Consider the following 20331-nt stretch of genomic DNA (forward strand, 5'->3'; position numbering starts at 1 on the left):
CGGTGTTATTTTGGTTGTTTAGCTGGCTTGGTCAGTATTATTTGCCGTTTTCCGCGGTGTCCTCATTAACCTTGCGAGCGCTGCTTTCTGTGATCACCGCGCTTGGCTTTAGCATGGTTTTTGGCAAGCAAGTCATCAATCGCTTGCGAGCGCTCAAATACGGTCAGGCTATCCGCAACGACGGTCCGCAGTCGCATTTGGCAAAAACTGGAACGCCGACCATGGGCGGGGTGCTGATTTTAAGCGCTATTGGCGTCTCCACCTTACTTTGGGCGCGGCTGACCAACCCTTATGTTTGGATTTTGCTGGTGGTCATGGTTATTTTTGGCGCGGTCGGCTGGGCAGATGACTGGCTTAAAATCAAGTATAAAGACCCCAAAGGCTTAATTGCCCGCAAAAAATACTTTTGGCTGTCCATGGGGGCGCTGTTTGTTGGCATCTCTTTGTATTATATTGCCATTCAGCAGCCAAATCCCATCACCACGCGCGAGATGCAAGACTTATTGATCCCAATTTTTAAAGATTGGATGATTGCGTTTTCTGCCGTGCCGTTTGGTATTGGATTTATCATTTTCACCTACTTTGTGATTAATGGCGCATCAAACGCAGTGAACTTAACCGATGGTTTAGACGGCTTGGCAATATTGCCCGTCGTTTTGGTTGCCGCAGGGCTTGGCGCGATGGCGTATGTGTCAGGCGATGTTCGCTTTGCCGATTATTTGCACGTGCCTTATATTGCTTACAATTCAGAAGTCATCATCGTTTGTGGGGCAATGATTGGCGCAGGGCTTGGCTTTTTATGGTTTAACGCCCATCCGGCGCAAGTATTTATGGGCGATGTCGGCGCGCTGGCTTTAGGTGCGATGCTTGGCACGATCGCGGTGATGACCCGCCAAGAAATCGCCTTTGCCATCATGGGCGGGCTGTTCGTTGCTGAAGCGTTGTCTGTTATGCTTCAAGTGGGTTCATACAAACTTCGTAAAAAACGCGTGTTTCGAATGGCGCCCTTGCATCACCATTTTGAAGAAATTGGCTGGAAAGAAACGCAAGTGGTGGCAAGGTTTTGGATTATTGCCATTGTCCTTGTCGTGCTTGGACTCATGACTCTAAAATTGCGCTAAAAAAACAAGCAAAAAAAAGCCATTTGAATCAAAATGGCTTTTTTTTTGGTAAACGGTTAAGATTGCGCTATATTTTTAGCTGCTATTGAGGCGATTTTGAGCTTATTTTTATGCCCAATTTGTGGGTCAACCTTGACGCCGGATGCCAGAACGTGGCGCTGTGAGGGCAGCCAAACTGCCGCGAAAACTGTGCATACCTTTGATGTGGCAAAGCAAGGTTACGTCAATCTGTTACCCGTCAATCAAAAAAAGTCCAAAGCCCCAGGCGACAGTGAAGCCTCGATCCAAGCTCGGCAACGGTTTTTAGCGGCAGGATTTTACGCGCCGCTGAAACAAGCCCTTGTTAAGATTGTCACTGAATTAACCAAAAATAAGGGCAATATTAATTGGCTAGATATCGGCTGCGGTGAGGGTTATTATAGCCAAGCCTTAGCAAGTTCAAACCTGAATCAGTTAATTGCTGCTGATATTAGCAAACCTGCGCTGGTTGAACTGGCTAAAAAAAGCAAAGCAGCAGGTCAGCTTTGGTATCAGCAAAAAGAAGGTAAGAAAGCTGCCATTGTTCCTATGGTCGCAAGCGCGGCGCATTTGCCTATTAAGACTAACAGCTTATTTGGCATCAGTAGTATTTTTAGCCCCATTTTACCCAAGCCTTTTTTTGAAGTTTTAGAATCGGGCGGCTATTTGCTGATTGCAAAACCTGATCAAGGTCATTTAGCAAGCGTTCGCCAAGCCTTATTTGACGACGTTCGTGAGCACGATTCGGACAAGTTTTTACAAGAGTTAGCGCCGTATTTTGAGCTGATTGATCGCGTTGAGGTCGAAACGACGCTCAATTTGTCTCAAAATGAGCTTACCGATTTATTGACCATGACCCCTTACAGCTACCGCGCTAAGCTTGCAAATCGTGAAGCACTTCTCAATTCAGCTTTAAAGTCAAGCTTTAAAACGCAGGCGCGATTTGTGATTTTTGTTCTTCAAAAACGCACCTAACCCCTAAAAATACCGTTATAAAATAGGTCCCATGGTTGCAATGACGTTGTTCCAAATTCGGTGCGGCAGCGACCAGTTTTTGACCTCATCAAAGGTGATCTCATCTGAGTCGGCGATATAATCTGCTTGGCGCTCGATGATTTCACGGGTAAGTTTTTGGTCATAAATTAAAATATTGTTTTCATAGTTTAAATCAAAGCTGCGCAAATCAAGGTTGGTTGAGCCAATAAGGCTGATTTGACCGTCAATGGTCAAGGTTTTGGCGTGAAGCAGTCCCGGATTGTATTCAAAAATCTTCACCCCTGCATCAAGCAGTTGCCAATAATGGCTGCGACTGGTGGCGGCAACGACAAATGAGTCATTATTTTTTGGAAAAATCATCGTGACATCAACGCCGCGCTGAGCGGTAGCACATAAAATGCTAACCAGCGAATAATCCGGAACAAAATACGGCGTCGAAATGATCAACGTATCTTGAGCCTGACTGATCAGCGCCCCTAAAAACTGCGGCGAAGTATCCCGCTTTTGGGTGGGACCATCGGCAAAGACTTGCGTGACAAAGCCGTTTTGGGTCTTGGTCGTGTCATAATAAAAGCTGTCAAGCGGCGTGTCAGAATTATACGTGAGCCAATCGCTTGCAAACAGCAGCTGATTTTGCGCGACAATGGGACCTTCAACCCGAAGCATAATGTCAATCCATGGCGCATATCTGGGCTTTTCGCGAAACTCAGGATCCGCGCAGTTGCGACTGCCGCAATAGGCAATGCGACCATCAATCACCGTAATTTTGCGGTGATTGCGCAAATCAATTCGGCTAAACAAAATCACCTTGATAAAGTTTTTAAAAGGCAGGGCAACGCTGACCTGAACGCCGGCATCTTTCATATCTTGCCAAAGCTTTGAATGAATGAACTTTCGCGATCCCAAGCCATCGACCATCGCCCGGCAAGTGACGCCGCGTTTTGCCGCCCGAATGAGCGCCTCTGCCGTAGCCGTTCCCATATCATCTTCAAGCCAAATATAATACAGCACGTGAATGTGATCCGTTGCCGCATCAAAGTCGGCAATCATGTGTCGGCGCGTATCATTGGCATCTTTCATAAGCGTTGCCGAATTTCCCAAAACTGGAAAATAACCGGTGACAGCAGCAGAATAAGCAAATGCGGCTTGGTATTCCGGTGGAATGGTTTGCTCTAGCACTTGGCGGTCACCTAAAACTTCAGGGTGCTGACTGTGAAGCGTGTCGATGATTTGCTGATATTTTTTAGTAAATTCGGGACCTAAATGAACCTCGCCAAACAACCAATAAATCACCACCCCAAGATAGGGCAGTAAAAATAGCACCACAAGCCACGACAGTCTTGCCGGAGAGGTCAGATCATCACGGGCTAAAATGCGCAGCGCGATGATCATAAGCAGTAAAAAATGAATAAATAAAACAATATTAATAAATAAAGAGTAGTCCATGTCCTGCAAAATAATCCGTTAAATAGCAGGATTATAGCCCAGTTAATTTTGCCCTCAGTAGGCTTTTTATAACCAAACTATAGGATAAGGTTATCCTGAGACTTCCCCCAAATCGTTTGATATTTCGCTAACAGCTCATCTGGCGTTTCAAAATGCGCCTCATCTTTGATAATACAATCAATCGGGCAGACTTTATCGCAAGTTGGCTTGTCATAAAACCCCACGCATTCGGTGCAAAGCTCAGGATTTATCACGTAGGTTTTTTGACCTTTTTGGTCGTAAAAAATGGCATCGTTTGGGCATTCAGGCTCGCAAATGTCGCAGTTGATACAGTCTTTGGTGATTTTTAACGCCATATTGACCCGCCTTTTAACCTTTTTAATGAAAATGTAGAAGTTAAGAATAAATCGGCGCGTTAATATTTTTCATGATTAAGGCAAATTGTAAATCGTCAGCGCTTAAGTCTTGAAACGGATTATTAATTTGCGCCTGCCAACCTGAACCAAGCGCGGCGTCAATCGCGTTACCTTTGTTGTCCCAAAGTTCGGTCAAGATGGTGGTCAAATTGCCTTTTGGGGTCATGATTTCAATGGTATCACCCATGCTTAATTTATTTTTAATCTCTAAAGTAAGCTTGCCTTGACTGACTTCAATGACTTCGGCAACGAATTGCTGTTGGTCAGTTTTGGACGCGCCATAGTCGTAGTTTTGGTAGCTGCTATGGATATGGCGGCGCAAAAAGCCTTCGGTATAGCCGCGATTGGCAAGACCATCAAGGGCGGCAATTAAGCTTTGGTCAAAGGGCTTTCCTGCGACCGCATCATCAATGGCGCGGCGGTAAACTTGAGCCGTTCGGGCAACGTAATAGTGTGATTTGGTTCGACCTTCGATTTTAAGCGAATGAACACCCATGTTAACAAGCTCAGGGACGAGTTCCACCGCTCGTAAGTCTTTGGAATTCATGATATAGGTGCCGTGCTCGTCTTCAAACATCGCCATCAGCTCGCCTTTGCGGTTTTGCTCTTCTAAAAGGACAACTTGGTCGGACGGCGTATTGAGTGGCGCAAATTGCTGAACGCTTGAGCTTTCAACCGCACTGCCAAGTGCATTTTCAAAGCCATTTTGGGTGTTTGTTACCGGAACAATATCGCCGGTTTCATTTTCAACGGCTTGATAAGTATTGTAATTCCAGCGGCAAGCATTGGTGCAAGTACCTTGATTGGCATCGCGTTTGTTGATGTAGCCGGACAGCAAGCAGCGACCTGAGTACGCCATACAAAGCGCGCCGTGAACGAAAACTTCGATTTCCATGCCAGGAACATGATCGATAATTTGCCCAATTTCTTTGATGGACAATTCGCGCGAGACAATGACGCGGCTGATTCCCATCGATTGCCAAAATTTGACCGTTGCCCAATTCACCGCATTGGCTTGAACGGATAAATGAATGTCAATGTCGGGAAAGTTTTCGCGAACCATCATAATCATTCCGGCATCCGACATAATCAGCGCGTCCGGTTTCATTTCAACAATCGGGCGAATGTCCTCGATAAAGGTCGCAAGCTTGGCGTTATGCGCTTGAATATTAACGACGACGTAAAACTTTTTGCCTAAATTGTGCGCATAATCAATGCCGCGGCGCAAATTGTCCTCATCAAAGTCATTATTGCGAACCCGAAGGCTATATCGCGCCTGCCCGGCGTAAACGGCGTCCGCGCCATAAGCAAAGGCGTATTGCATGTTTTTAAACGTGCCGGCAGGGCAAAGCAGCTCGGGGGTATTTGGGCTTGTTGAGGCAATTGGGCGCATATCTGTCCTAACTATGAATGACAAGGTAATAACGGACGATCAAAAAAACCAAAGCGCCGATACCATTCAGCGCTTAGGATTACCTTAGTATTATAAAGGATATTTTAATTGCAAAACAGCCATTCAAGATTTGCCTGTAATCAATATTAAAATTGAAATAAGCGGGCATTATTTTCTGTGATGATTTTTTTTACAAGGTCAGCGTTATCAACGATGGTTTCAAAATTATGAAGGGCTTTGCTAAAGCTCATTTGGCTTTCATATTGGGTGTGCGGCCAGTCGCTGCCCCAAACCAAGCGCTCACGCATCCCGCAATTTATCAGCTGATGAAAGGCATCAATGGCAGGTTGCAAATGTTGCTTGTGATCCAAGCGATAATATCCTGACACTTTAACCCAGTGCTGGCGCGGATCAAGCTGTGACAATAACTGCTGATAGTCAGGATCGGCTATGCCTAAATCTGCATCAACCCGACCAAAATGATCAATGACCACATCTAAATCGTAAGGACTTAATTGAGGGAGCAATTGAATCAAAAAACTTGGCGGCGCATGAAGCTCAAGTTGCCAGTCAAATTGACTTAACCGCGCCAAAAAACTTGACCACGGCTTTTGGCGCAAATCAGGGCAGGGCAGCCCAAATAAATTGAGCCGAACGCCCAAAATACCTTGAGCATTTAATGTTTCAAGCTCAGTTGGGCTTACCATAGGATCAAGAACCGCAACGCCTTTGAGCCGATCCGGAAATTTTGCAATCGCTGACAGCATCTCCTCATTATTCGTTCCCAAAAAGCTTGGCTGAATCAGCACCCCTTGATCAAAGCCATGATCATCAAGGATGTTGATATAGTCCTCAACACAAGCGGTATAATCAGGGCGATAGCGAGCGTTAGCAATAAATGCCGATTGCGCTGAGAACACATGAGCATGGGTATCGATCATTGACATAATAATCCCCTTTTAAATCAGCTTGGGCTAAAACACCCACTGAATGATGAATGTTGCTAAAAGCCCTGCGCCAACCCCGATTGGAACGGCTTTAAACAGCAGCGCATTTAACAATTTACTTTTATCAATGTCGGCGGGCGATGACCCCAAGATCAAACTGCCGCCGGATGAAAATGGTGAAATAGAGGAGCTTTGAGCGCCAACGATAATGCAAATAAACAGCAATAATGGATTTAATCCGGAAGCTGCCGCTAACGCAGGAACGATTGGAAATAAGGCGGGAGCTACCACACCTAACGTGCTGGCAAAAATGGACATAATGGCACTGATGATAAATACCAAAACGGGAATCAGCCAAACCGGAACGTTGGTACTTAGCCATTCGGTCAACTCATCGATAACACCGACTTTCACCCCAAGGCTGATGAGCATCCCAACGCCACAAATCATAATGAGCGTGTTCCAAGGCACCAAGCTGATGACCGTTTTTTCATCGCCCAATTTTAAAAATAAGCTGATAATGGCAAAAAATATCGCAATAAAACCAATATCAATCCGCGCATTTAAAAAGGCAATGGCGTCAACATTAGGCAGTAACAAATTTAGCACAGGAACGATCAAAACGATCGCCATCATGATAAAAATCAGCCAAATGGATTTTTTTTGTTTGGCATCTAACGGCTCAGGAAGCACCGCCTCAATGGCGATTTTATTGGTTCTGGCATTGATAAGGCTATAAACACCCATCACCACAATCGGAATAATAAACGTCGCCGCCCAAATTCCTGAAGAATAGCGAAACGCGGTATCTGTGGTCAGCCCTGCCGTATCCATAAGCCCGCGAAAAATCACCCCACTTTGCGAGGTCATAAAGTTAGCGCCTGCAAGCGCCCCATAGTTGACAGCAAGCGCGGCAATCACCACGTTCATCTTAGTTTTTTGGCAAAGCAGCAAGGTCATTGGTGCCATAAACGCGAGCACCGTATAATATCCTGCCCCAAGTCCTGAGATGATCGTTGCTACAAAAAAGATAGCAAGCGGCAGCAGTGAGGGGAATTTTCGGCATTTATAAATCAGCTGATTGGACAGCTTTTCAAGCGCGCCGTTCGCTAAAGAAAAATTGTAAAACAACGTGACCGCAAAAATGATAAAAAAGATCTTAATGGGCCAAAGCTCAATCACCTCACTGGCTTTTAACCCCATGCCAAAGCAGCCAATCAGATAAGAAAAGACAATGGCAAACAAGCCAATATTGATCTTTGTGGTATAGCCAAGCACGATAGATAAAATGATGGCGGCAAGAATATAAAAAGTCATGTCTGCTCCTTGACCTCGACGACGTGCTTTTTTGATATTGGTTTAAAATACATATAAACATATATATGAATTTATTTTATTATTAAAAAACATCATGTTATGATTGTCAAATCCTTTTTGATTGGTAAGAAAGCTATCAAGCGCTCAAAAGCTACTTCTAACATGGAGCCGAAGCCTATGGAATTTGATATGAAATCAGTCCTGCCCAAGCTAAAAATACCGCGCTATGAGCAGGTTCGGCTAAACATTCAAGACATGCTCACCAGTCGGCGCTGGGATGAAAATAAAGCGCTGCCAAGCGAGCAAGAGCTTGCTGACAGCTATCAGGTGTCGGTAGGAACCGTTCGAAAAGCGGTTGAGCGATTGGTTGACGATGGCATTTTGATCAAACATCAAGGCAAAGGCACGTTTTTAAAGCCGCCAAATTTTGATCAATCCTTGCTTCGGTTTTTTAAGTTTCGTCCTAAAGGCGCTGACAATGCGGCACCGATTGGTGTGGTAAAAACCATTAAAACAGTTTCGGCAATTGAGGCAATTAACCAACAGCTTAACCTGTTAGCCGATGAAGAGCTGATTTATTTAGAGCGCGTTCGATTGATGGAAGATAAGGTGGTGGTGAGCGAAAAAATTTGGCTGCCAAAGCGCTTATTTCAACCATTTACGCAATTGACGCCTGCCGATTTTGACAACTTACTTTATCCGTTTTACTACCAAACTTGCGGTCATTTTGTGGCATCGGCTTTAGAAAAGTTGAGCGTGATTAAAGATTACATCGATGATCATTTAGACAATAACAAAGAAGACAGTTTAGTAAAAATTTGCCGGATTGCCAAAAATCTTAATAATGAGCCGATTGAATACCGCGAGTCATTAGGAATGGCGGCGCATTTTAATTATGAAATTACGATTAACTAAGAAATTAAAAAGCTTCAATCATTACCATCCAAAGCTATGCGCTTTGTTCAATGATCACCATCCAAAGCCATGAGCCTTGGATGGTATCACCCAAAATAAATTTAAGATTAACGACTGTTAAAGACAATTGCGTTATTAATGTTGCCGCTAGGCGGGGTTAAGGTGACTTTACTGGCAAGAATATCGCCGCGAACGTTGATTTTATAGCACTCTGATGAGGTGCCTTCGCGCGGCTGGCTTGCTAGTAAATTGTCCGTGGTATCGATACAAAACCAAGCGGTGGTGTTGCTGTCACGCGACAATGACCAGCTTTGATGATAAGTGCCAACTTTTTTACGCATGCTGTTGTCGCTATAAACGTCTTCTTTTATCAAAAGGCTTGAGGCACCAATATTTGCCATTTTAGGAATGGCGCTGGTTTGGGTCGCAGTTGAGTATTGACCTTTGCTGTCAGTAAAGCCGTAAAAAGTGAGCGGATTTAAAGTAAAATAGTTAATAGCAACCGATTGGTCGGTGACTTGACCGTTAACCTTATTGATCGTGTTCACTTCAGCGCCTTGAACGGTTTTATTGTTAAAGCGCAAATTGCCTTTTGGCGTGACTTTAATATCAGCGGTCGCCGTTTGATTGCCGATATTGGCGACCAAAGACTCGCTTCGTGATTTGGTATAGATATTTAATATTGCAGTCTCAACGGGAAATTGAGTGACGAGCGATTGCCCTGATCCTGAAGTAGCGCCGCCTGACATCCCGCCTGCGCAAGCGCTCAAGCCAAGCACGGCTGCGATGCCCAATCCTAATTTGATGGTGACTGATTTTTTCATAATAAACTCCTCAAATTTTATCATGTAATGAACCGCTTAGATTTTCCTACACTATAATCGAACTTTAAAACGATGACAGCTACTTGGTATCCGAACTGATACTCTCCTTACATCAAAATAACATCTTGTGCGTTTTAAACGGTTTAACTCAATAAAAGCTAAAATAAAGCCCTTATCAAATTTTAAATTAATTATAATCAATGCGTTAATCGCTCAAATTTAAGATCAAATTATAAAACAAGGATTGTTATGACTTCACCTGCTATTCCAAATTTACCTCATTTTAGTTGGGAAACCACAAAGCAAGTTCCCATCATTGATTGCGATGAAGTGCTTGAGCCTATTCCTAATCATGAGCGCTTACGGTCTTATCCGATTTATTTTGCAAAAAATATCCCAAACGCCATTGATAGTTGCGTGGCAAGGTCGTCAGTGATCCAAAGATTGCAGCAAGCCGCCGCATTATTGCCGGATCATTTAGGGATTATGGTGCTTGATGGTTGGCGCTCGCGTGAGGTGCAAAGCGGCGTCCAAGATGATATTCGAAAAACAATAAAACGAGACTACGCGTATTTAAGTAAAACCGATCAAGAGCAATTGCTGCTAGATTTTGTCGCGCCAGTTTTGCCCAATTTTATCAGTCCGCATTTGACAGGCGGCGCGCTCGATGTAACGTTATTTAATCGGCAAACCAAAGATTGGCTTGATATGGGATCAGACTTTGATGAGCCCACTGAACGCTCGCACACCTCGTATTATGAAAAATTCCCCGATATTGATGCTTGCGAGTATCGCCGATTGTTATATCACGTGATGACGAGCGCTGGGTTCACCAACTTGCCGACGGAGTGGTGGCATTTTGATTTTGGCAATGCGCTTTGGGCGCTTTATACGCAAAACGATCATGCAATTTATGGGGCGGCGGATTGGGAAATCAGTCACTAATAAGTGATGAAAAAATCAGATTTTTGGTTTTATGATTGCTAATTTTTAGAAAACCTCACCCAAACCATGACAAGCGCATCATTTAAGAAAACTATCAAGATTATCTTTACCTTTCTTTAGGTTTTATGAAGCTACTTAACGTTGATCTTTATTATTATTAAGGGGTCGATAGCGGCGTTTGTATTATAAAAGCGCCATTAACTACGATCACTACGGTGATCACGCCAAAGGATAATGATAATGAAGAATATTTTGTTAAGTTCAGTAGTCGCCGCCACCGCTTGTTTTGCAATGTTGGGTCAAGCCAATGCTGCCCCGCAGCCTATTAAGCCGCATGCGCCGCAAGTTCATCATCAAAAAGAACATGCCAAGGTTAATAATAAACATAAACCCGTTTATCATGGCAAGCAAAAAGTAGTGGCGCCAAAGCATCAGCCAAAAAAAGCTGACCATGCACCTCATGCAAAAATTAAACACCAACAGCCCAATTATCACCGAGGTTAATCGGCAATAATCCAAATCAGCAATCAATCTTTAAAAATGGCGCTTTAATTGGGCGTCATTTTTTTTGTTTAGATTAATTACCTTGACCGTATTAGTTTTTAAGGAAATATTTTAGCGATTATTTAATAAAACAAAAAATCGTGATTACAGCGAAAAAGCTATATAAGATAGGATGTTAAAAGAATTTTTAGGTAGGAATGTTTCGGAAAACTTATATTTTATTGAGATTTCATAAGATTGGCGGTGAAGGAGGGATTCGAACCCTCGATACGCTATTAACGTATACACACTTTCCAGGCGTGCGCTTTCGACCACTCAGCCACTTCACCAATCAAAAAGCTAGTCGCTTTTTTAAGCGCCCAGTTTTTTGAGCGCTTAGTATAGCGAAATCTTCAAGCATTGTCACGTAAAGCAAGACTCAAAGCCTTAATTTTGTCAAATCAGCGCTTTGCAGCTTGCCATTTGGCTGCTAGGATAGCGTTTAAGTTAGTTATGAAAGCGCTGCTATGACGTTCATTTATCGCCAAGGTTTATCTTGTCTCACCTACATTTTTTTTAGTCTGATGCTTGTTCTGCCATCAACTGCTGCTTTGGCAGATGAGTTAAGTGCTTGTAGTGACTCATTTTATGGTGGCATTTATCCTGAATTTACCAACAAAAAGCTGAGTCAAGGCACTCAGCCTTTATGCTTTAGCGGCTTTGCGGTCATGTATTCAGGCGTCACTAAAACGCCCTTATGGTCAGCTGAGCACTTGACCAAAAAGCGCATCAATGATGCCAAAAAAATCAGCCGCGAAGATAATTTTCATGAAGAAAGCCGACTGCCAAAATCGATTCGCGCGACCTTAAGCGATTATTCCAAATCAGGATTTGATCGCGGTCATTTAGCGCCCAATGGCAATATGGCAAACCGCCAGCAGCAATATGACAGCTTTAGCCTTGCCAATATTGCCCCGCAGTCACCAAGAAATAACCGCTACATTTGGCGCAATATTGAAACGGCAACGCGGCAATTAACTCAGCAATACGGCGAAGTTTATAGCGTAACGGGCGTGGCTTTTTTAGACACCAAGGTGAAAACGCTCAAAGGTCGCGTTTTGGTGCCAAGCCATTTTTATAAAGCGGTTTATATTCCAAAATTAAACCAAGCGGGCGCCTACTTTGCGCCCAATGATGAGTCCGAGCGCATTGAGGTGATCAGCATCAATGAGTTGACTGACAAAGTAGGCATCGATGTGCTGCCAGTTTTGGATGGCAGAAGTAAATCGCAAGCGCTGAATTTGCCATTGGACGCCAACCAGTCGCCAAGCCTTGATACTCCTGAAAATAAAGCGCCCACGTGGCAGCTTTTTGTCATGGCGATCGTAGATTGGCTGGTAACTCAGTTTCAGGCTTAATGATAATTTTTAGGAGAGCGCCGTGATTGATCCGTTTGCCAACGACTCACAAAGCATGCAAATCGGGGATTTGGTCATTGAAAACCAAACCGATAAAATCAGCATTTATGGGGATATTGACCTGAATTTTAACTCTGAAGGCTTTGAGCAGGCAAAAGCGCTGCTTGAGCTTGCCAGCAAAATTGTCACTGCCTTTCAAAGTGATGACCGTTATCTGAAAAATGATTTGGCGTCAAAGGATATTGATGACCAAAGTGACCATGAAATCAAAAATCCTTTTTTATAAAACTAGGCTATAGTCTTGATTTTATAGCAATATTATTCTATAAAAAAACTACTAGGCAAAATTTGGAAATTGCTTATAATGATATTAACTGGTAAAGGTTTACTTGATTAAAATAAGCCGCTTTTACCCGATTGATAGCATTGAATGATCACAATCATCATTGATTGAACATTGACAGGAGTCGATTATGAAATTATTCTCTAAATCTGCGTTACTCGTTACCGGAATGGGCTTGGCAAGCGTTGCCTTTGCAGCTGACCCCCTTGCCAACACTACTTGGCAGACTTATGATGAAGGTAAGCCAAAAGCGGTGGTCAAAATCACCGAAAATAACGGCGTCCTAAGCGGTAAAATCGTCAGCACGGCTACTGAAAAAGGCAAAAAATATATCGGAATGACGGTCATTTCAGGGCTAAAAGCTGATGGCAATGGCAAATACAGCGGCGGCTCGATCACTGACCCTGAAAAAAATAAAACCTACCGTTTGACTGCAAGCTTAAGCGGTAATGACTTAAATCTAAAAGGTCACTTAGGACCCTTTTCAAGATCTCAAACTTGGAAAAAGAAATAAGCTTTTAATGGTTTAAAACGATCTTATAAAATCCTGAATGACGCTGGTTGTTCAGGATTTTTTAGGTTAAAGGGTTTTAATTTAAAACTTACTTATAGCGCATCAGAGCCCGTTTCGCCCGTGCGAATGCGAATGACTTGCTCAAGATTGGTGACAAAAATTTTGCCATCGCCAATTTTGCCGGTGCTTGCCGCTCGCGTGATGGCTTCAATTGCCGGATCAACCATTTCATCAACAACTGCCGCTTCAATTTTAACTTTTGGTAGAAAATCAACCACGTATTCGGCGCCGCGATACAGCTCAGTATGACCTTTTTGCCGACCAAAGCCTTTAACTTCGGTGACGGTTACGCCATTTACGCCAATCTCAGACAAGGCTTCTCGGACATCATCGAGTTTAAAAGGTTTTAAAATTGCCGTAATCAGCTTCATAATCCTATCCTTAGTATTGATGTTATTGATCTTACGATTGACTTCGCAGTTCTTTGGTCATGAATTGGTGAGCGTATCAATTTATTATAACCTGATTTAATCGCGCTTAACGAGATAGGCGCTCAGCGTTAACAATTGACATGAGAATCAAGCTTCATGCATTAGGTGTCAATAGTGACTTTAGGGAATAATAAGTAAGGGGTTTTGGTCGCTTCGAGCATTTTTTTGGTGTTGCTGCCTTGAATCAGCTCAAACAGCCTTGATTGCCCAAACGCGCCGGTCATAAGCAGCCCAATGTTATGCTCCTTTTGATATTCACTTAAGATCTGCGTCACATCTCGACCGTCAATCAAGGTTTTTTTGCAAGCAATCCCTGCTTGTTTGAGCCTGGCATAAGCCTCTCGAAGCGACTCGATATTTTCTTCAGTTTGTTTGCCGACCATCACAATATGAACGGTCAAGGCGCGAACGAGCGGCGTTTTACAAAGCCAGTTGAGCATTCTTTGGGCGCAAGCGCGGTTGTCAAAGGCAAATAAAGCTTGCGTTGGGGCGACAAACGGCGCGTGAGTGACCAAGATCGGGCAGTGACTGAGCCGAATCAGCTGACTTAATGAGGGCTTACAGGTGACGTGATGACCGATGACCACAAGCCTTGATTGATTGTCCACATAATCGAGGCTGTCAATCAAGCTTTGATGGCGGTGCAGGGCATAGACTTTGCGTTTATGCTGCTGCTCTTCGCAGTAAGCTTCGGCGTCTGCCAGCAAAGCTTTGGCTTTCATTTTTAATTGGGCGTTGCTCAATTGCTCATGGCTAGTAAAGGTGTCGAGCAAATGGCTTTCGTCATCGATGTTAAGGCACCCTGAATAATCGATCGCCGCTTTTTGCGATAAGCTTGGGGCAGCATGAAGCAGCCCAATGGGAGCTTGTAACCTTGCAGCTGCCCAAAGGCTGGCGTCGAGCACGGCTTGAACATGGTTGGGACAATCTAAACAGGCAATCACGCTATCAGGCTTTAACTGACTCACATTGGCACCTTTATCGTTATCATCAAAATGGGTGAGATTTGGTTTTAAGCAGAAGCAATCGAGGGTATTGAGATTTTGATCTAATCGAGCAGACCGATATCCCGCTTGTCATGGATGGAGAACTTATCAATCAAAGTTCGGCTGGCGTGATTGAGCCCCACCACTTTGACATCAATGCCCTCGCGCTGCAAGCGAATGACCAGCTTATCAAGCGTATCGACGGCGCTTACGTCCCAAAAATGGGCAAGGCTGACGTCAATTTCGACCCGATCAAGCGCCTCTTTGGTATCAAAACTGGCTAAAAAAGGCGTGGTTGAAGCAAAAAATACCTGACCTTGAACGTAGTAATAGCGCGTATTGCCATCATCACTATAGTGGCTAGTCACGGTTAAAAACTGACCGATTTTATTGGCAAAAAACAGCGCTGAGAGCAGCACCCCAACCAAAACGCCATAAGCCAAATTATGAGTAAAAATGGTGGTGGCAACCGTTGCAAGCATGACAATGTTAAATGATGTCGGATGGGTTTTAAACTCGCGAATCGACTGCCAATTAAACGTGCCAATCGATACCATAATCATCACCGCAACTAATGCTGCCATCGGAATTTGGCGAACCCAGTCGCTTAAAAACACCACCAAAATTAGCAGCACCACACCGGCGATCAGCGTGGACAACCGCGTTCTGCCGCCAGATTTGACATTGATCATTGACTGACCAATCATCGCACAGCCTGCCATCCCCCCAAAAAAGCTGGTGACAATATTGGCGATCCCTTGACCACGGCACTCGCGGTTTTTATTGCTTGGGGTGTCGGTTAACTCATCAACAATGGTGGCGGTCATCATCGATTCAAGCAGTCCTACCACCGCCAGCGCTAATGAATACGGCGCAATGATGATCAGCGTTTGCAAATTAAGCGGGATATTTGGCAATAAAAACATCGGCAGCGCGTCTGGCAAATCGCCCATACTGCCGACATTTCTAACCTCAAGGTGTAATGCCATGGCAACGGCGGTTAGCCCAACAATACAAACCAGCGGCGAGGGGATCAGCCGACCGATTTTTGGCAGATAAGGAAACAGGTAAATAATGGCAAGTCCTGCTGCCGCCATAGCATAAGTGATCGTTGTGACGCCTTCGGTAAAAGGACTCAGCTCAGGCAATTGCGCCAAAAAAATCAAAATGGCAAGCGCATTGACAAAACCAATCACCACCGAGCGCGACACAAAGCGCATCAAATTGCCAAGCTTAAGAATGCCCATAATGACTTGAATGATGCCGCAAAGCAGCGTCGCCGCTAGCAAATATTGCAAACCGTGATCGGCAACCAAATCGACCATCACCAGCGCCATCGCCCCCGTTGCCGCCGAAATCATCGCCGGACGACCGCCAACAAAGCTGATCACCACCGCAATACAAAATGAGGCATAAAGCCCCACTTTTGGATCGACCCCAGCGATGATAGAAAAGGCAATCGCCTCGGGAATGAGCGCTAGGGCAACTACCAGCCCTGATAACACATCACCGCGAACATTGGAAAACCACTCGTCACGAACGTCATCAAAAAAAGAGGTCATAAATTAGCTGCATCGAATCAAAAGCAAATTGGCGAAACTTGCCCTATAATAAAGGCGTGACCTAAGTGCTTTATCGCAAAAATTTAGGCGCATCATAGCATAAAGCGCGTAAAAAAAAGTACCGAAAATTAAACGATACCGTTATGATGCCTACACAAAAATAAAAGGGCATTGACACGTTTTAATCGCTTTTTATTTGCCTTTTTAAGTCACGCCCCACTTTCCCACTGCCCATTATTTGAACTGCTAAGGATGTCATCATGACGGTTGCAAGCCTCGCCCCTAATCTATCAACCCCCCTGCAAGTGGTCATCGGACTTGGGCAATCTGGATTATCAGCGGCAAAATATTTAACCCATCAAGGCTTTTGTGTTGCGGTCACTGACGAAAGTGATGCGCCTGCGCTTGCCAATCAGCTTCCTGATGCCATTACCATACGCAAATTTGGCGGGATTGAACCAGAGTTATTATTAACAGCTTGCCGAATTATTATCAGCCCCGGCATTTCTCTTGAGCATCCGGCAATTCAAGCAGCAAAGGCAAAAAATATTCCTGTCGTCAGCGACATCCAGCTGTTTTGTGAGGCTAATTGCGCGCCAATTGTTGCCATTACCGGCTCAAATGCCAAAAGCACGGTCACCACTTTGGTGGGGCAAATGGCAAAAGATGCGGGCGTCAACGTCGGCGTCGGCGGCAATATTGGCATTCCAGCGCTAAATTTGCTTGATGATCCTGATATGGCGCTCGCCGTTCTTGAATTATCAAGTTTTCAGTTAGAAACGGTCAGCAATTTAAACGCTCAAGTGGCAACTGTACTCAATATGTCGCCCGATCATTTAGACCGCCATCATGATATGTTAGGGTATCATCAGGCCAAACACCGCATTTTTCAAGGGGCAAAATCGGTGGTCATCAACCGCGATGATCCGATGACCAAGCCGTTACTTGCCAAAGATTTGCCCTGTTTAAGCTTTGGCATTCAAGCGCCAACGGGTGATAATTTTGGCTTGATCATTGACAATGGTCAAACCTATTTGGCAAAAGGCAATCATAAATTGATTGGTGCTGATGAGCTGATGATCAAAGGTCGTCACAATTTATTAAATGCGCAAGCGGCTTTGGCATTGGGCGAGCTTGCCAGATTGCCGATTGATAGCATGATTGCCACGCTCAAAAGTTTTTCAGGGCTCGATCACCGCTGTCAATTTGTCGCCAATCATCAAGGCATTGATTATTTTAACGACTCAAAAGGCACCAATATTGGCTCAACCATGGCAGCCATTGAAGGTCTTGGGGCGGTTTATGCACCAAAAGATGGCAAATTGCTCCTCATTTTAGGCGGTCAAGGCAAAGGTCAAGACTTTAGCGAGCTTGTGCCGTTAATCAATCACTACGTCAGCCACGTTTTATTAATTGGTGAAGATGCTCAAAACATTGCCGCCGATTTAAGCGCGCTGAGCGCTGAGGTAAGCGTAACCTCTTGCCAGACGCTAGATCGCGCCATGCAAGCCATTGCAACGATCGTTGAAAGCAGCTTATCGCAAGTTCAAGCGGTATTGCTATCGCCTGCTTGTGCAAGCCTTGATCAATTTAAAAACTTTGCTGATCGTGGTCAAGCGTTTAGTCGCCACGTCCAAGCGATGATTGACTAATGCCTTAACAGCTTGGCGATCTTTTGAAGTCTGAGTGAAAAATGGCAATAAAAAGCGCGCTAGAGAGTTGTTTTGATTGAGTATGATGGTCATTGTCAGTCATAATAGCAGCTTTAAGATTATTCACGATTGATAATCGCCAAGCTTTTTGTTTTTAGTGTAATCAATATTATGGCAATCTCTTTTTTATCTCGGTCGGTGCAAAAATACACTGACAATTTGGCAAATGATGGTCTGTTTTCCTTGCCATCCGCTCGGGCAGCGCTATTGACCAGCGTTGGCTGCATTTTGGTGCTGAGCTTATTGATGGTCGCCTCAGCTTCCATTCCTTTTGCGCTGACCCGCGAGTTATCTGAGCTGTATTTTTTTAACCGTCAGCTCATTTATATCACCGCTGGACTGTTTTTTGCAGGATTGGTCTATTTTTTAGTTCCTATTCGGCTGTTGTACCAGTCGGGGACGCAGTTTTTTTTGCTCGGCGTGACCGGACTGCTGTTGGTAGCGGTGCTTATTTTTGGAACGCCGATTAACGGGGCAAAGCGCTGGTTTAATCTTGGGGTGTTTAACTTCCAAGTCGCCGAAATGGCAAAGCTTGTGGTGATCTTATTTGTTTCCGACTTTGTGGTTCGCCGATCGTTTGAGGTTCGTAACAGCTGGGATGGGTTTTTGCGAATCTCTGTGGTGATGGGCATTTTAACGGTTTTATTGCTTGCTCAGCCGGATTTTGGTTCGCTAGTGGTGATTTTAGGGACGGTGTTTGCCATTTTTTATGTGGCAGGGACGCCTTATCGCATGTTTTGGGCGCTGGGCGCGTTTTTAAGCTCGCTTGCCGTGGCGGCGATCTTTTTTGCTCAGTACCGATTGACGCGGGCATTGTCATTTATCGATCCCTTTGATGACATCCAAGATACGGATTATCAGCTGGCGCGAAGCTTGATTGCCTTTGGTCGCGGTGAGTTTGCAGGCGTCGGCTACGGGGAAAGCGTTCAAAAATTATCGCATTTGCCAGAGGCGCACACCGACTTTTTATTGGCAATTACCGGTGAAGAGCTTGGGTTTTTAGGCGTGTTAATGGTGCTATTGTTAGAGGCATTTATTATTGCCAGCGCCCTTCGCATCAGCTATAACGCGCTCAAACATAAGCAAATGCGAATGAGCTATACCGCGTTTGGCATTGCGATTATTTTTATTGCGCAAACAACGATTAATGCCGCGATGAATATGGGTGCGATGCCAACTAAAGGCTTGACCATGCCATTTTTCAGTTATGGCGGCTCCTCGATGGTGGTCAGCCTGATTATGATGGCGGTATTGCTTAAAATTTGGAAAGAAACGCCAAATATTGATCCCAGTCAGTGCCGATATTATTAATAATATTCATAAGTTCAATCAAGAGCTTTTGGCGCGGTCAAAAAATGAACGTGCTGCAAAGGCTGATTGTCCCATTGAGCGACTGCTTGCGTGAGCATTCGCTCAGGCGTATCAAGGTCAACGGTCGGCTGATTTAATAAGCTTAATGCTTGCTGAATCAGCGCGCTTGGGTTACTGGTATCGATCGGCGTGGCAAGATTTTGTTTAGACAGCTTTTGACCATCAGCGTGACAAATGAGCGGCAAATGGTACCAATGATCAACGCTTGGTAAGTTTGCTGCTGCCATAATCGCCATTTGAGCGCTGGTCATCGGCAAAATATCTAAGCCGCGCATCACGTGGCTGATATTTTGTAGCCCATCATCAATGCTTGCTGCCAAAATATAATTGATCATGCCATCGGCGCGTTTGACCACCATATCACCAAGCGACTGCTGCGGATTTTGCCATTGTAGTCCTTGAATACCATCCAAAAACCCCGTAGTGACCTCAGGAAGCTGGATCCGAAGCTTATGGGCGCTTTTAGCGAGCTTTTTATGTAAGCAAAGCCGAGGATAACGCTGATTGCGAACCAAGGCGTCTTGAACGCTTTTGGGATCATGATCAAAGGGCAATTCTGTGGTTTGGGCATTTGGCAATACGGGCGTATTGTCACTATGTTGATCCCAAAACGCCATCAGCTGCTTTCGGGAACACGAACAGGCGTAAGTTAAAGGCGCAAGCTTGTCATTTAAAAACTCGTTATAAATGTCCAAGCGCTCGGACTGATAAATCACATCAAAATCCCAATAAAGCCCAAGCGCTTCTAAATCAAGCAAAATCTGTTCGCTAAACTGTTCATCACAGCGCTCATGATCGGTGTCTTCAATTCGCAATCGCCAAAGCCCGCCGATAGATTTGATTTGGCAGTAGCTGGCAAGGGCGGTGGTCAGCGATCCTAAATGCAGCTCGCCGGTTGGCGAGGGCGCAAAGCGTCCGATAGGTTGCCGTTGGTCATGGCTTGCATGGCTCGTATTGACTAAAGGGGTAGTTGAAAAGTCGGTAGCACGGGGTTCGCTGGCATTTGGCATCATAGGCGGTGAATGAATCGTGATCCGGTTTGTCATATGGACATAAAATTGTGAAAAAATAAGCGACCAAACTTGGGGTCGCTTATGGGATTGACAGTAAGTT

Annotated in this window: 20 protein-coding genes and 1 tRNA gene; 10 read left to right on the forward strand and 11 right to left on the reverse strand. The window is 44.7% G+C overall.

Translation table 11 applies throughout. The annotated features are described in order from the left end of the window. Window positions 1–2: 2 nt before the first annotated feature. Window positions 3–1121: a phospho-N-acetylmuramoyl-pentapeptide-transferase gene (gene mraY / locus HF322_RS09645; protein ID WP_169393237.1), complete on the forward strand. Its 1119-nt coding sequence runs from the start codon at window positions 3–5 to the stop codon at window positions 1119–1121. 96 nt (window positions 1122–1217) lie between these two features. Continuing rightward, the gene (locus HF322_RS09650) at window positions 1218–2114 is read left to right on the forward strand and encodes a putative RNA methyltransferase (RefSeq protein ID WP_169393238.1); all 897 of its coding nucleotides are present in this window, start codon (window positions 1218–1220) and stop codon (window positions 2112–2114) included. 15 nt (window positions 2115–2129) lie between these two features. Here HF322_RS09650 and cls read toward each other — a convergent pair whose 3' ends face one another. The 5 genes from cls to HF322_RS09675 form a co-directional block, all read right to left on the reverse strand. Further along, complete coding sequence (gene cls, locus HF322_RS09655) at window positions 2130–3581, reverse strand: cardiolipin synthase (protein ID WP_169393239.1); 1452 nt, start codon at window positions 3579–3581, stop codon at window positions 2130–2132. Window positions 3582–3658: 77 nt separating this feature from the next. Continuing rightward, window positions 3659–3937: a YfhL family 4Fe-4S dicluster ferredoxin gene (locus HF322_RS09660; RefSeq protein WP_169393240.1), complete on the reverse strand. Its 279-nt coding sequence runs from the start codon at window positions 3935–3937 to the stop codon at window positions 3659–3661. A 40-nt stretch (window positions 3938–3977) separates the two neighbouring features. Beyond that, on the reverse strand, window positions 3978–5390 hold the full coding sequence (yegQ, locus tag HF322_RS09665) for a tRNA 5-hydroxyuridine modification protein YegQ (RefSeq protein WP_169393241.1): 1413 nt from the start codon (window positions 5388–5390) through the stop codon (window positions 3978–3980). Between the two features lie 146 nt (window positions 5391–5536). Further along, window positions 5537–6337, reverse strand: a complete 801-nt coding sequence (locus tag HF322_RS09670) for an amidohydrolase (protein WP_169393242.1) — start codon at window positions 6335–6337, stop codon at window positions 5537–5539. Between the two features lie 27 nt (window positions 6338–6364). Beyond that, window positions 6365–7654: an SLC13 family permease gene (locus HF322_RS09675; protein ID WP_169393243.1), complete on the reverse strand. Its 1290-nt coding sequence runs from the start codon at window positions 7652–7654 to the stop codon at window positions 6365–6367. Between the two features lie 189 nt (window positions 7655–7843). Here HF322_RS09675 and HF322_RS09680 point away from each other — a divergent pair, with 189 nt between their 5' ends. Next, window positions 7844–8569, forward strand: coding sequence for a GntR family transcriptional regulator (locus tag HF322_RS09680; RefSeq protein WP_169393244.1), 726 nt, complete (start codon window positions 7844–7846; stop codon window positions 8567–8569). 107 nt (window positions 8570–8676) lie between these two features. Here HF322_RS09680 and HF322_RS09685 read toward each other — a convergent pair whose 3' ends face one another. Then, on the reverse strand, window positions 8677–9393 hold the full coding sequence (locus HF322_RS09685) for a hypothetical protein (protein ID WP_169393245.1): 717 nt from the start codon (window positions 9391–9393) through the stop codon (window positions 8677–8679). Between the two features lie 249 nt (window positions 9394–9642). Between HF322_RS09685 and HF322_RS09690 the strand changes: the two genes are divergently transcribed. Both HF322_RS09690 and HF322_RS09695 read left to right on the forward strand, forming a co-directional pair. Next, window positions 9643–10338 (forward strand): M15 family metallopeptidase, encoded by a 696-nt coding sequence (locus HF322_RS09690; RefSeq protein WP_169393246.1) that lies wholly within the window; start codon window positions 9643–9645, stop codon window positions 10336–10338. Between the two features lie 240 nt (window positions 10339–10578). Continuing rightward, window positions 10579–10842 (forward strand): hypothetical protein, encoded by a 264-nt coding sequence (locus HF322_RS09695; protein ID WP_169393247.1) that lies wholly within the window; start codon window positions 10579–10581, stop codon window positions 10840–10842. 238 nt (window positions 10843–11080) lie between these two features. Here HF322_RS09695 and HF322_RS09700 read toward each other — a convergent pair. Continuing rightward, window positions 11081–11171: transfer RNA gene (locus HF322_RS09700), tRNA-Ser, on the reverse strand. A 177-nt stretch (window positions 11172–11348) separates the two neighbouring features. Between HF322_RS09700 and HF322_RS09705 the strand changes: the two genes are divergently transcribed. From HF322_RS09705 to HF322_RS09715, 3 genes are all read left to right on the forward strand, one after another. Continuing rightward, entirely contained in the window at window positions 11349–12239 is an 891-nt protein-coding gene (locus HF322_RS09705; protein WP_169393248.1) for a DNA/RNA non-specific endonuclease, read from the forward strand. A gap of 22 nt (window positions 12240–12261) precedes the next feature. Beyond that, window positions 12262–12525 (forward strand): hypothetical protein, encoded by a 264-nt coding sequence (locus HF322_RS09710; RefSeq protein WP_169393249.1) that lies wholly within the window; start codon window positions 12262–12264, stop codon window positions 12523–12525. Window positions 12526–12712: 187 nt separating this feature from the next. Continuing rightward, window positions 12713–13096 carry a DUF2147 domain-containing protein gene (locus HF322_RS09715; RefSeq protein WP_169393250.1) on the forward strand — a complete coding sequence of 128 codons (384 nt, stop codon included), beginning with the start codon at window positions 12713–12715 and terminating at the stop codon, window positions 13094–13096. Window positions 13097–13188: 92 nt separating this feature from the next. Here HF322_RS09715 and glnK read toward each other — a convergent pair whose 3' ends face one another. The 3 genes from glnK to HF322_RS09730 all read right to left on the reverse strand — a co-directional run bounded on the left by glnK (window position 13189) and on the right by HF322_RS09730 (window position 16135). Continuing rightward, window positions 13189–13527 carry a P-II family nitrogen regulator gene (gene glnK, locus HF322_RS09720; RefSeq protein ID WP_169393251.1) on the reverse strand — a complete coding sequence of 113 codons (339 nt, stop codon included), beginning with the start codon at window positions 13525–13527 and terminating at the stop codon, window positions 13189–13191. 161 nt (window positions 13528–13688) lie between these two features. After that, window positions 13689–14555, reverse strand: a complete 867-nt coding sequence (locus HF322_RS11760) for a universal stress protein (protein WP_169393252.1) — start codon at window positions 14553–14555, stop codon at window positions 13689–13691. 80 nt (window positions 14556–14635) lie between these two features. After that, entirely contained in the window at window positions 14636–16135 is a 1500-nt protein-coding gene (locus HF322_RS09730) for a SulP family inorganic anion transporter (protein ID WP_169393253.1), read from the reverse strand. Window positions 16136–16395: 260 nt separating this feature from the next. Here HF322_RS09730 and murD point away from each other — a divergent pair, with 260 nt between their 5' ends. Together murD and ftsW are read left to right on the forward strand one after the other, a co-directional pair. Beyond that, window positions 16396–17787 (forward strand): UDP-N-acetylmuramoyl-L-alanine--D-glutamate ligase, encoded by a 1392-nt coding sequence (gene murD / locus HF322_RS09735; protein WP_169393254.1) that lies wholly within the window; start codon window positions 16396–16398, stop codon window positions 17785–17787. Window positions 17788–17958: 171 nt separating this feature from the next. After that, window positions 17959–19158 carry a putative lipid II flippase FtsW gene (ftsW, locus tag HF322_RS09740; RefSeq protein ID WP_169393255.1) on the forward strand — a complete coding sequence of 400 codons (1200 nt, stop codon included), beginning with the start codon at window positions 17959–17961 and terminating at the stop codon, window positions 19156–19158. A gap of 14 nt (window positions 19159–19172) precedes the next feature. Here the strand turns inward: ftsW and gluQRS are convergent, their stop codons facing one another. Further along, complete coding sequence (gene gluQRS / locus HF322_RS09745; RefSeq protein WP_223193261.1) at window positions 19173–20264, reverse strand: tRNA glutamyl-Q(34) synthetase GluQRS; 1092 nt, start codon at window positions 20262–20264, stop codon at window positions 19173–19175. Between the last annotated feature and the right edge of the window lie 67 nt (window positions 20265–20331).

Source organism: Psychrobacter sp. MF31 (assembly GCF_012847335.1).
Taxonomy (GTDB): Bacteria; Pseudomonadota; Gammaproteobacteria; order Pseudomonadales; family Moraxellaceae; genus Psychrobacter.

Excerpts from the sequence above, each read along its gene's own strand:
- cls (WP_169393239.1), bottom strand. The coding sequence starts at position 3,581 with ATGGACTACTCTTTATTTATTAATATTGTTTTATTTATTCATTTTTTA.
- glnK (WP_169393251.1), bottom strand. The coding sequence starts at position 13,527 with ATGAAGCTGATTACGGCAATTTTAAAACCTTTTAAACTCGATGATGTC.
- HF322_RS09670 (WP_169393242.1), bottom strand. The coding sequence starts at position 6,337 with ATGTCAATGATCGATACCCATGCTCATGTGTTCTCAGCGCAATCGGCA.
- HF322_RS09705 (WP_169393248.1), top strand. The coding sequence starts at position 11,349 with ATGACGTTCATTTATCGCCAAGGTTTATCTTGTCTCACCTACATTTTT.
- HF322_RS09660 (WP_169393240.1), bottom strand. The coding sequence starts at position 3,937 with ATGGCGTTAAAAATCACCAAAGACTGTATCAACTGCGACATTTGCGAG.
- HF322_RS09690 (WP_169393246.1), top strand. The coding sequence starts at position 9,643 with ATGACTTCACCTGCTATTCCAAATTTACCTCATTTTAGTTGGGAAACC.
- gluQRS (WP_223193261.1), bottom strand. The coding sequence starts at position 20,264 with ATGACAAACCGGATCACGATTCATTCACCGCCTATGATGCCAAATGCC.
- HF322_RS09715 (WP_169393250.1), top strand. The coding sequence starts at position 12,713 with ATGAAATTATTCTCTAAATCTGCGTTACTCGTTACCGGAATGGGCTTG.
- HF322_RS09680 (WP_169393244.1), top strand. The coding sequence starts at position 7,844 with ATGAAATCAGTCCTGCCCAAGCTAAAAATACCGCGCTATGAGCAGGTT.
- HF322_RS09675 (WP_169393243.1), bottom strand. The coding sequence starts at position 7,654 with ATGACTTTTTATATTCTTGCCGCCATCATTTTATCTATCGTGCTTGGC.
- murD (WP_169393254.1), top strand. The coding sequence starts at position 16,396 with ATGACGGTTGCAAGCCTCGCCCCTAATCTATCAACCCCCCTGCAAGTG.
- HF322_RS09695 (WP_169393247.1), top strand. The coding sequence starts at position 10,579 with ATGAAGAATATTTTGTTAAGTTCAGTAGTCGCCGCCACCGCTTGTTTT.
- HF322_RS09730 (WP_169393253.1), bottom strand. The coding sequence starts at position 16,135 with ATGACCTCTTTTTTTGATGACGTTCGTGACGAGTGGTTTTCCAATGTT.
- yegQ (WP_169393241.1), bottom strand. The coding sequence starts at position 5,390 with ATGCGCCCAATTGCCTCAACAAGCCCAAATACCCCCGAGCTGCTTTGC.
- HF322_RS09685 (WP_169393245.1), bottom strand. The coding sequence starts at position 9,393 with ATGAAAAAATCAGTCACCATCAAATTAGGATTGGGCATCGCAGCCGTG.
- ftsW (WP_169393255.1), top strand. The coding sequence starts at position 17,959 with ATGGCAATCTCTTTTTTATCTCGGTCGGTGCAAAAATACACTGACAAT.